Source organism: Thermostichus sp. MS-CIW-26, assembly GCF_054059115.1.
Genome location: NZ_JBSSBV010000067.1, coordinates 1 through 10689, shown reverse-complemented (window position 1 = coordinate 10689; position 10689 = coordinate 1). Strand labels below are relative to the sequence as shown.

9 protein-coding genes are annotated in these 10689 nt (G+C 61.1%); 7 read left to right on the top strand and 2 right to left on the bottom strand.

Features of this window, described 5'->3' with window-relative positions; all coding sequences use genetic code 11:
- Positions 1-93 precede the first annotated feature (93 nt).
- Positions 94-477: a hypothetical protein gene (locus ACVWZU_RS13700; protein WP_011434266.1), complete on the bottom strand. Its 384-nt coding sequence runs from the start codon at positions 475-477 to the stop codon at positions 94-96.
- 92 nt (positions 478-569) lie between these two features.
- Between ACVWZU_RS13700 and rppA the strand changes: the two genes are divergently transcribed.
- From rppA to recF, 4 genes are all read left to right on the top strand, one after another.
- On the top strand, positions 570-1259 hold the full coding sequence (gene rppA / locus ACVWZU_RS13695) for a two-component system response regulator RppA (RefSeq protein WP_414355523.1): 690 nt from the start codon (positions 570-572) through the stop codon (positions 1257-1259).
- A 287-nt stretch (positions 1260-1546) separates the two neighbouring features.
- Positions 1547-3016: a sensor histidine kinase gene (locus ACVWZU_RS13690; RefSeq protein WP_457445447.1), complete on the top strand. Its 1470-nt coding sequence runs from the start codon at positions 1547-1549 to the stop codon at positions 3014-3016.
- A gap of 49 nt (positions 3017-3065) precedes the next feature.
- Positions 3066-3758: a DNA-binding protein gene (locus ACVWZU_RS13685; RefSeq protein WP_457445445.1), complete on the top strand. Its 693-nt coding sequence runs from the start codon at positions 3066-3068 to the stop codon at positions 3756-3758.
- 166 nt (positions 3759-3924) lie between these two features.
- Positions 3925-5091: a DNA replication/repair protein RecF gene (recF, locus tag ACVWZU_RS13680; protein WP_457445451.1), complete on the top strand. Its 1167-nt coding sequence runs from the start codon at positions 3925-3927 to the stop codon at positions 5089-5091.
- An 87-nt stretch (positions 5092-5178) separates the two neighbouring features.
- On the opposite strand, the gene ACVWZU_RS13675 is transcribed toward recF, so the two are convergent.
- The gene (locus ACVWZU_RS13675; RefSeq protein WP_457445449.1) at positions 5179-6729 is read right to left on the bottom strand and encodes a YifB family Mg chelatase-like AAA ATPase; all 1551 of its coding nucleotides are present in this window, start codon (positions 6727-6729) and stop codon (positions 5179-5181) included.
- Positions 6730-7198: 469 nt separating this feature from the next.
- Here ACVWZU_RS13675 and ACVWZU_RS13670 point away from each other — a divergent pair, with 469 nt between their 5' ends.
- The 3 genes from ACVWZU_RS13670 to ACVWZU_RS13660 all read left to right on the top strand — a co-directional run bounded on the left by ACVWZU_RS13670 (position 7199) and on the right by ACVWZU_RS13660 (position 10504).
- On the top strand, positions 7199-9154 hold the full coding sequence (locus tag ACVWZU_RS13670; RefSeq protein WP_457445443.1) for a peptidase M3: 1956 nt from the start codon (positions 7199-7201) through the stop codon (positions 9152-9154).
- A complete protein-coding gene (locus ACVWZU_RS13665) occupies positions 9106-10131 on the top strand; it encodes a DNA adenine methylase (protein WP_457445441.1) in 1026 nt (341 codons plus the stop codon). Before ACVWZU_RS13670 ends, ACVWZU_RS13665 begins: the two co-directional genes overlap by 49 nt.
- A 97-nt stretch (positions 10132-10228) precedes the next feature.
- Positions 10229-10504, top strand: coding sequence for a BolA family protein (locus tag ACVWZU_RS13660; protein WP_011434256.1), 276 nt, complete (start codon positions 10229-10231; stop codon positions 10502-10504).
- Positions 10505-10689 lie beyond the last annotated feature (185 nt).

The window sequence follows — 10689 nt, the reverse complement described above, 5'->3', positions numbered from 1 at the left end:
AAACAGAAAGATCAACTGGTAGTAATCCGTACTGAACATATTATACATTATTTTCAGTATAGTTGAGCTTATTATTGACTAGAGTCATGCTCTCTAGTCCAAGCTATAGCGGGTCAGGCGCTGCACTTGCTCGGGAGCAAGGCCAAGCTCTTGGGCAATCTGAGCCGACACCTGGTCTGGATCCAGTTGTGGAAATTCAAATTCCAGCTTGCGCAGGTGGGGATTGGTGGTAGTCACCTCCACCTTGGTGTAGCCACGGGAGCGGCGGATCTCCGCCTGAATGGAAAGAATATCCAGAGCCAAGGTGGCTTGTTGCTGGCTGCGAATCGCCAAAGGTTGCTCTAGCCGGCGAGGGCGGCTCAGCGCTTGGCCCGTCACCCACTCTCCCCCCGCCACAAAAAGAAGCCCTGCCAAGGGCAGCACCAGCCAAAAATCAAACCCTAGATCTTGCCACCGATGGATTTTGGGCCACCCCACCGTTGTTCTCTCCCTTGCAGAGGGCTATTTCCGTGATCCATCCTAGCCTGGGCAGTGGGAACTGGCCGTCTTGGTCAACGGCGCACAGGACGATGCGAATTTTGCTGGTGGAGGACGACCCGGAACAGTTGGAGCCTTTACAGGCTGCCCTGTCCAAGTGCGGCCACGTGGTTGACTGTGCCAAGGAAGGGGAGATGGCTGCCTGGCTGATGGAGGAGAAAGCCTATGATCTCCTGATTTTGGATTGGATGCTGCCGGGGCCAAGCGGGATCCAGCTCTGTCGGCAATACCGCCAATCGGGGGGATGTGCGCCGGTGCTGATGTTAACTGCCAAAGACGCAACATCGGATGTGGTGCAGGGGTTGGATGCGGGGGCGGACGACTATTTGGTCAAGCCGGTGGATCTGGTGGAGCTGCTGGCACGGGTGCGGGCTTTGGGACGCCGTTCCCCCCAATGGCAAGGAGACAGCCTCAGCCTGGGATCCCTGCACTTGCACTTGGCCAGCCTGACCCTAGAGCGGCAGGGGAGGCAGGTACAGCTTTCGGGCAAGGAGTTTCAATTGATGGAATACCTGATGCGCCATCCCAACCAGGTGCTCAGTCGGGGCCAGATCGAGCAGGCGGTGTGGGAATGGGGCTGTGAGCCGGAGAGCAATGCCGTGGCTGCGTTGGTGCGGCGGTTGCGGCTACGGTTAAAAGAGGTGGAGGCCCAAGATTGGCTGGAATCGGTGTATGGCCAGGGGTACCGGCTGCGCATAGCCTCTCCAGAAGAGAACCCATGAAAGCAGTTTCTAGGGGGTGGCGATGGAGCATGCCTCTAACCCCCAAAACCCTGAACTTTGCTGAATTTACTGAGCTTTAGGCGGTTTGGCAAAAGTCATTGAGAGGGATATAGTAGACCAAGTTTCCCCCTGATCCTTGAGTCCACCGCAACGGTTGCCGGGAAGTGAAGGGGGAAAGCGCTCGGGGGGTATTCCTCAGGGCTTTGCGGGATACCGCCTTCCTGCTCAGAGATAGGCAGGATGCGATCGCTTCTTTCCTGAACCATGTTCAGGAGAGTTCAGCGTGAATGTATCAGGTGAAAAGAGCTGAACACAAGCATTCTCTCCCATGGCTGGGCTGGAACTGGGTTTCCCTGGCACACCCCCTTCAGCCGCACCTGGGGCAGAAGGCTGCGACAAGAGGGACGGGATCCCTGGTGTTTCACCACAGCCGCCGTCGCTTGGCCCGCAGCTTTGCCGGGGTCATGGGGGGGATCCTGCTGGTGTTTGCCGCCGTCTTCTACCGCTTGGAAGTGGAGAACCAGTTGCAGGCTTTTGACGAGGAGCTGCAGGTTCAGGCCGGGATCATGGCGGCAGCCATTAAGTACGAGCTGCGCCAGGGGCAGTGGCGGTTGGTGTTGAACGAGGTGCCCTTTTTGGGGGGGAAAACCCAACCCCTCGACCATCACTTGGCCTATGTGCGCTGGTTCGATCCTGCTCCCGGCACCGGAAGGGAAAGCTTGGGATCCCTGCGCCAGTACACGGGATCCCGGCCTCCTCTGGAGCTGTTTGACTTGGATGGCCCGCCTCACCATCTCCAACTGGGTTTCCAAACGGTGGAAGGAGAGAGCGGCTTACTGTTGCGCCAGCTCACGCTGCCGGTGCAGCAGGAGGAAAAGCTACTGGGCTACTTGCAACTGGCGGTGCCCCTGGAACCGCTGCAACTTACCCTGGGTCGCTTGCGCTGGGGGTTGGGGATCGGGATCCCGCTGACGCTGGCGTTGATCGGCGGGGCCGGCTGGATCTTGGGGGGGCTGGCGATGCAGCCGATTCGTCGCTCCTACAAGCAGTTGCAACGCTTCACTGCCGATGCTTCCCACGAGTTGCGCGCCCCCCTGGCCGCCCTGATGAGCAATGCTCAAATGGCTCTGCTGGCCCCGGAACAAGCTCAACCTCGCCTGGAAAAGGTGGTGAGCGGTGCCCGCCGCCTCAGCGTGCTGATCGATACCTTGCTGCAGTTGGCCCGCCAGCAGGGATCCCTGCCCCTGGAGGATCTGCCGCTTCTGAATTTGGGAGCGCTGTTGCAGGAGCTGAGCGAGCAATACCGCCCCCAAGCTGAGGCCCTTGGCCTTCACTGGCAATGCCACCTGCCTGAGACGGATCTTTCTGGGGGTTGGCTTGTGCGGGGGAACGCTGCCCTGCTGCGGCAGGCCATCGAGAACCTACTGCGCAATGCCCTGCAGTACACCCCTGCAGGCGGCACAGTGCAGGTGAGCCTGGAAAGCCAGCGCCAGCGCGCTTACCTCCACGTCAAGGATACAGGCATTGGCATTCCCCCCGAGCATCTGCCCCATCTGTTTGAGCGGTTTTACCGGGTGGATGAAACCCGTGCTCGCCATACGGGTGGGTTCGGTCTGGGCCTGGCCTTGGCCCAGCAGATCGTCACCGCCCATCGGGGATCCCTGCGAGTGGCCAGCCAAGTGGGAGAGGGATCGATATTTACGGTAGAGCTGCCCTTGTCATCTTCACGTCATTTTTCTCCGCCATTCTCAAGATGAGCCGCGATAACCCAAACCGGCTTGTCCTGTCGATTGGAGTCTATGACCAATGACGATTCGTTCCTCTTTTGCTCGCGCTCTGGGTTGTTCTCTGCCGATTTTGGTTCTGCTCACCCCCCTGGTGCTGGGATCCCCGGCGCAAGCCCAGCGGGGCAGACGCTCTGCTCCTGAAGCCACAGCTCCCCTTCAGGTACAGCCAACTTGGCAGCGCCCGTGGGATCTTGAGCCAGCCAGCCGCGATCTGGCTAAGGCGCAGCGACACCTGGCCGAAGCCAGCTTCCTCTCTCAGCGGGGGTCTTCCCCAGAGGCTGCCCGCCTTTTGGAACACGGCCAGGAGAGCTTCACCAACGCCCAAGCCTCACTTGAGGCGGGGAACTTCTTCGCCGCCCGCGAGCAGGCCAAAGCAGCGGAAAACTTAGCCAAAGCAGCCAAAGTTCTCTATGAGGCGGAGCTGGGTTTCATGGGCCGCCCTGGCCCTTCCTTCTTCGAGGCCCCTTTCCGGGCTCAGGAGCACCTCAGCCGGCTGCAAGCGGAGATGGCCTTCGCCAACATCAACTCCGGCAGCGTCTCTGACCTGCAGAATCAAGTGCAGAACCTGCTGGGCGACGTAAGTACGGATCCCAGCAGCTATACCTTCGCCGACTACAGCCGTAGCAAAGCTGCCCGATACGCCGCCCGCGCTGCCCTACACCTGTTGGCGGCTGAGCGCCTCGGGGGGATGACTACCCTGACCAGGCGCTGATCTGGCCTACCCGGAACTGGGGATAGAGGGGATCCCTGCTGGCTGAGTCTTCGGGGTTAACCCCTCTACCTTCTCTGGCCCCTGCTGCAGTTGGGTTAAAGTGAAAGCCCCCAAAGCGGGGGCTGTTCTTGGTTAGATATTGATCGCGTCTTTACATCTGCCCTTAGTGTACCTGCGTTCTCTGCACCTGCGCCACTTTCGCAACTACCGGGATCAAGAGATCACCTTTGACGCGCCCAAAACCATCCTGGTGGGGGAGAACGCCCAGGGCAAGACCAACCTGCTGGAAGCGGTGGAGCTGTTGGCCACCTTGCGCTCGCGGCGGGCCGCTCGGGATCGGGAGCTGGTGCATCAAGAAGAACAGCAGGCGCGGATTGCCGCCACGGTGGAACGGCTGGGGGTGGCCCACGAGCTGGTGATGGAGCTGCGCAGCAGCGGCAGGCGATCCCTGAAGGTGGACGGGCAGGTGCTGCGCCGCCAGGCGGACTTTTTGGGACAGGTGAATGCCGTGGTGTTCTCCAGCCTGGATCTGGAGCTGGTGCGGGGCGCTCCGGAGACGCGGCGCCATTGGTTGGACGGGGTGTTGCTGCAACTGGAGCCGGTTTATCTCGGCCTGGTGGAGCAATATCGCCAGATCCTCAGGCAGCGCAACGCCCTTTTGAAGCAGGATCCCAAGGACTCTGTCCCGCTAACGCAAGCGGCTGCTGGCGTTCAGTTCTCGCAGATGGCCTTCTGGGATGCCCAACTGGCCACCACCGGTAGCCGAATTATGCGCCGCCGCGCCCGGCTGCTGCAACGGCTGGAGCCTTTGGCTGCTCACTGGCACCGGGTCATTAGCGGTGGACGGGAAACCCTGACCCTTACCTATCGACCCCAAGTGCCCCTGCCGGATCCCCAGGCCAGCCCCGAAGTGATCCAAGCCCAGTTTTTGGCCGAGATCCGCGCCAAAGCCGCCGCCGAACACTCCCTGGGCAGCTCTCTGGTGGGCCCCCATCGGGATGAAGTGGAGCTGTGCATTAACGGAGTTGCCGCCCGCGCCTATGGATCCCAAGGCCAGCAGCGCACTCTGGTTTTGGCTCTGAAATTGGCGGAGCTGGAGCTGATCGAGCAGGTGGTCAGGGATCCGCCCTTGCTGCTGTTGGACGATGTGCTGGCAGAGCTGGATCTGCACCGGCAAAACCAACTCTTGGAAGCCATTCAGGAGCGCGTGCAAACCTTGGTTACCACCACCCACCTGGGATCCTTTGACGCCGGCTGGCTCAAAGCCGCCCAAATCCTTCAGGTGCAAGGGGGGCAGCTTTTTCCCAGCAAAACAGGGGATGGGATCCCGTAGGGCAGGCCGGAGCTCTGGCAGTGAGGGAAACCCTATCTGGGAGGGGGGCTGGGGGTGGTCGCGTCAGCGGCGCCGAGCGCTTGGGCTTTACAGCCGAGCGCGATCCAGGCTGCGGTATTGAATCGCTTCGGCAATGTGGGTGGGGGCAATGGCCTCCGCGCCCTCGAGATCGGCGATGGTGCGGGCCACCTTGAGGATGCGGTCGCTCCCCCGCGCAGACAGGGCCAACTTTTGGATGGCGCTTTCCAAGAGCTTGCGACAGGGATCCGAAAGGGAGCACCACTGCCGCAGGTGGCGGGATTGCATCTGGGCGTTGCAGTGGATCCCAGGCTCGTTTTGAAAGCGCTGCCGCTGCCGTTGCCGGGCTTGTTCCACCCGTTGCCGCACCGCTTGGGAAGATTCGCCGCCCTGGGCGCGGACAATTTCTTCCGGCTTAAGGCGGTTGACCCGCACCTGCAGGTCGATGCGATCCAACAGGGGCCCCGAAAGTTTGGACCAGTAGCGCTCCCGCTGTTGCGGCGTACAGGTGCAGGGGTGAACGGGATCCCCGTAGAAGCCGCAGGGACAGGGGTTGGTGGAGGCCACCAGGGTGGTTTGGGCGGGAAACTCTAGGGAAACGCGGGCGCGGGAGATGGTGACTTTGCCATCTTCCAGGGGTTGGCGCAGCACCTCTAACACCTCCCGCCGGAACTCCGTCAGCTCATCCAGGTAGAGGATGCCATGGTGGGCCAGCGAGATTTCCCCGGGCTTGGGGTAGGGGCCGCCACCCACCAGCGCCACTGCCGAAGCCGAATGGTGGGGAGCGCGAAAGGGCCGCTGGGTGATCAAGGCGGTTTGTCCACCCAGGTGGAGATTTTGCCGCAACAGGCCGGCTGCCGAGTAGATGCGGGTGATCTCCAACATCTCTTCCCACTGCAGCTGGGGCAGAATGCCGGGCAGTCGCCGCGCCAGCATGGTCTTGCCCGCTCCCGGGCTGCCCACCAGCAACAGGTTGTGCCCGCCGGCTGCCGCTATCTCCAAGGCCCGCCGGGCGTGTTCTTGTCCTTTTACGTCCGCCAAGTCCAGAGGGGATTCCAAATTGGCCGACACCATCTGTTGCGGTTGGATCTGGATCGGCTTAACCCCGTTCGGGTGCTGCAGCCAGTTCACCACCGCCGCCAAGGAGGGCAGCCCATACACTTGGATCCCTTGCACCACCGCTCCTTCCGGCCCATTTTCCTGGGGTACCACCAGGCGGCGGATCCCCATCTCGGCAGCGCTGGCGGCAATAGGCAGAACCCCGGCCACCGGGCGTAGGGTGCCGTCTAGGGCCAATTCCCCCACCATCAGGGTGTTGGCCAGCGCTTCCCCCTCGATCACCCCGGAGGCCGCCAAGATCCCGATGGCAATGGGCAGATCGAAGCTGGGGCCCTCTTTGCGCAGATCGGCAGGGGCCAAGTTGACGATGATCCGCCGCTGGGGTAAAGCAAAGCCGGAGTTCTTGATCGCCGCCCGCACTCGCTCTTTGGCCTCCTGAACGGCAGTATCGGGCAGTCCCACTAAGGTGATCTGGGGCAAGCCACCGCCCACATCCACCTCCACCGTAACCTGCACGGCCCGGAGTCCCAGCAGAGCGGCAGCAGTGACTTGGGCAAACAATGCAGTCACCTCCCTCGGATAGTTCTTTTACCCTTTGCACAAGTGGCCGCAGGCCTATTCTGTCCCAACACGTATCCTGGCCGAAATTGGGATCCCCACGCTGCCGGCTGCATTTGCCCAAGGAGAATGTCACAATCATCTCAGGTTTTTCCTGCCCCAAAGGAGGCACGTCGGTTTTCGCAGTCGCAGTCTTTAATGAATGCGGGATCCCGGATCCGAGCTTGCCGAATGGCTCAGGCTTGGGTTGGCTGTTGCTGCCGCCTTTGCGCAGCACAGCAGCGGTGAGGCTATGTTCTGACCAGGATGGGAACCCCCAGGGGGGGATAGCAGGGATCCGGATCCCTCTGATCGCAGCCTGCACCTCCAACCCAGATTTCCCCAGCCATTTGCCCTTTGGCAGAGGTCAAAAGGCGGGCACACCCCTCTGCCGACAAGCCAACAGAGAGACGACCCCATCTCTAGGAGGCTGATGCCGGTGGTCTTTCCTGCTGCTGAACCCCCTTTCGAGCGTTTCTCTGGCTCTGGGAAAAAGCGCGCCCTAACCTGGAATGAACTGGAGGAGCAGGTGCAGCAGTTTGCCCAGCGCTACCGGGGGCAGGTGGTCCAGCTCAGCCCGCCAGAGCTGGCGGTGGCGCTGCAGGAGTTGTCGGAGCTGACGCAGGCGCTCGCCCTGGCAGCCCATCTTGCCGAGGGTTGCGAGAGCAGCAGCCTTCCAACAGCGATCCCGGCTGAGGCCGAACCAGAGATGGCCTGGACGAAGGCAGACCCCAGCTGGAGGAATCTGGAGCGGGTCATCTCCCTGCAGAGCCAGCTGTTGTTTTTCCCCCTGGAACTGCAATCCCTGACCGCCGTTCCCCTCGGCGAACCCGCAGCTGAGACGCCGCAGGAGCGAGAGGATCGGCCCTCGGATCCCTTGGCCGCTGCTTGTGCCGAGCCGGAGCTGCGCCCCTTTCGCCAGTTTTTGTGTCGCCTCCTGCAGCAGCGGGGTCACCAACAACCGGAGCCTCTGGAGTGCCTGCTCCACCAACAGTACCCAACAGGAAGGTTAGCTTGGCGGCAGTTGTGGCAAGTGACCCTGAACTCGCCTGCTGCGCTCCCAGAGCACACTCTTGTCCAGCTGCAGAGCTTACAAACTCACGCCAGCGCGGAGATCCGCTGGGTGGCCTACCAGCGGCTAGTCCAACACCTAGAAGCCCATGCCGATCTGGGTGGGTTTATCCTCAGCACCCTGATCCGCGACCACCTGTGGGAGGCCCAATGGCGGGGCTATGACTCTGCTGCCGAGCTGTATCTGGCCCGCCAGGGCCTGACTCAGACCTTTTTGGAGAACCTATTGGAAGGGATCCGCGATCGGTTTGACCTGTTCCAGCACTATTACCGCCTCAAAAGCCGAAACATGGGGCGTTCCATTCGCATCTGCGACTTGCGTGCGCCCTGGCGGGATCCCGTTCCACCCCTGACCCCTGCTGAGGCCACCTCTCTAATCTGGGCTGCTTTGCGGGACTTTTGCCCTGAGTGTGCTGCCCAGGCCAAACCCTGGCTGCTGGAAGTCGGCGCTATCGCAACCGAGGCAGACAAGCCCACTCGCGTCAGCGAAACAGAGTCCTCGTCTAGACCAGGAGAAACGGGATCCGGCGGGAGCGAGCTCTTGTTGAAGACCCTTGCCACCCTCAGCCGGCGGCTCCGGCCTGAGGATCCCCAAGTTTGGCTGGATCTGGAGGAGATGCAGGGGAGTTCCGCACTGCTGCCGCGAGCGTGGGGGGTGCAGGCTCACACCGTCTTTTTGCAGCAAATACTCCTGGATCACCTGGTTGCCTCAGCAGTGGGATCCCCTCGCATGGGCAGGCCTGTTCTTTACGACCCAGAGGGGCAAACTGCTCCGCAGCGCTGGCGGGAACGCTCCGGCAGCCTCCAGTTGGCCCAGGCCCTATTGATACACCATTTGGAAGCCCAGTTGCAGGCGGTGTTTTACCAGAGCTTGATCGGTCGGCTGGAGCTGATTCTCTATCGGTCGGGGATCCCCGAATGGGAAAACGGTGTAACCTACTCCTCCTGGGTGAGCGAAGAGTGGTTGAAGCTGTGTCAGGAGCTGTGCGGAGATGCGGTGGAACTGTTGCCGGAACACCAGTTTTACTGGGTGGGGATGCCGGAGCTGTTTCTCCACCCCTTTAGTGCCTATCAGGCTAGCCTTGCCAGCCTGGTGGCCTTGGCCTGTCACCGCCGCTATCATGATTCTCCGCGCAACTTTCTGCCCCACTACCTTCGTTGGTTGGCCAGCCCGCCCGGATCCCTGACTTTGGAAGAAACCACCCAGCTGCTGCAGGCAGATCTGAGCGACCCAGGGGGAGTGTTGCAGGCGCTGGAGGAGCTAGAGCATTGGATCGAGACGCTAGAAAAGCTGCTGGAAGAGGATCCGGATCGCTGACCCACCCTTGTTCTCTTGGACGTAGGCATGCCCTGCGGCGGGAAGAACTCTGGAACCCTGTACCCGACTCCTGCGAACCCACCCCAGCGGAGCCAGCCGTTAAAGCGCGTCCCTTCCTAAAATGGGCAGGGGGAAAAGGGCAACTGCTCAGCCAATACGAACCCTTTTTTCCTCGCGCCTGGAACACCTATCACGAGCCCTTTTTGGGGGGTGGAGCGGTCTTTTTTCATCTGGCCCAAGGGATCCCATCGGGTTCTCGACACTTTGTTTTGTCGGATATCAACCCTGAGCTGGTGAATGTGTATCGCTGCGTGCGGGATCACGTAGAGGAGCTTATCGCCCTGCTCAGCCACCACCAAGCCCACCACAGCCGGGATTATTACTACACCATCCGCGCGGCTCGATTTGAAGATCCGGCGCAACGGGCTGCCCGCCTGCTGTATCTGAACAAGACCTGTTTTAATGGCCTCTACCGGGAAAACTCGCGGGGAGAGTTCAATGTCCCTTTGGGCCGTTACCGTAATCCCCGCATTTGCGACGCGGAGAACCTACGGGCCGTGGCACGAGTTTTGCAAGGCGTGGAGATCACAGTGCAGCCGTTTTGGCAGGTGCTAGAACGGGCCGAACCCGGAGATTTCGTCTATTTGGATCCCCCTTACTATCCCCTTTCTGCCAGCAGTAGCTTCACAGCCTACAGCCGGTTTGCCTTCGGCGAAGCGGAACAGATCCGCCTGCAAGAAGTGTTTGGAACATTGGCCGACCGAGGCGTGCAGGTGCTGCTCTCCAATTCCGATTGCCCCTTTGTGCGGGAACTGTACCGGGATTACCCCATCCAGACCATCTCTGCCAGCCGTGCCATCAACGCCCAGGGCCACAAACGCGGTCCCATCACCGAGGTCTTGGTGCTGAGCCATCCCAGCCTGGCCACCGCCTGCAGTGGGCCGGAAGGGATCCCGTTTTGCCCCGGAACCGTCTAGGGTAAATGAGCAGGTCGAGATCCAAGGCGGGATCTCGAGCTTGGACACACTATTGCTCCGCAACGCTGACGCGACGAGACAACGGGAACAACAGCGCATGGATCCACGAGAAATTGAGGCATTGGTACGGGCTGCCCTACCCGGCGCAAGGGTGCAGGTGGAAGACACTGTCGGCGATGGCCATCATTTCCAGGCCATCGTGGTGGCGGAACAATTCCAGGGCTTGCCCCTGATCAAACAGCACCGGCTGGTGAATGAGGCCCTGAAAGCTTACCTGCAGGATGGCCGCCTACATGCTTTAGCCCTGCGCACCTTTACCCCCGCCCAGTGGGAGCAACTCCAGGGGCTGGATTCTGGTTCATCAGCCAATTGAGCCAAGAGGAGCATTCCCAGTCGGGCTGTGCATCGCCTCAACTCCTCTCTCCCTTTGAGAAAGGGGCTGAAGCTGTCGCAAACGGGAATCTTGACATCCTCCCCGGCCTGAAGGCCGGAGATTCCTACCACGCTGCGCATGGATGGCTCCTTGCGCAGTCGTCTCGGCGGGTTCCTGCTTCCGAC

What these genes read in the sequence shown, in the direction of transcription:
- rppA (WP_414355523.1), top strand. Translation starts at nt 570, where the DNA reads ATGCGAATTTTGCTGGTGGAGGACGACCCGGAACAGTTGGAGCCTTTA.
- ACVWZU_RS13690 (WP_457445447.1), top strand. Translation starts at nt 1,547, where the DNA reads ATGTATCAGGTGAAAAGAGCTGAACACAAGCATTCTCTCCCATGGCTG.
- ACVWZU_RS13685 (WP_457445445.1), top strand. Translation starts at nt 3,066, where the DNA reads ATGACGATTCGTTCCTCTTTTGCTCGCGCTCTGGGTTGTTCTCTGCCG.
- ACVWZU_RS13670 (WP_457445443.1), top strand. Translation starts at nt 7,199, where the DNA reads ATGCCGGTGGTCTTTCCTGCTGCTGAACCCCCTTTCGAGCGTTTCTCT.
- ACVWZU_RS13660 (WP_011434256.1), top strand. Translation starts at nt 10,229, where the DNA reads ATGGATCCACGAGAAATTGAGGCATTGGTACGGGCTGCCCTACCCGGC.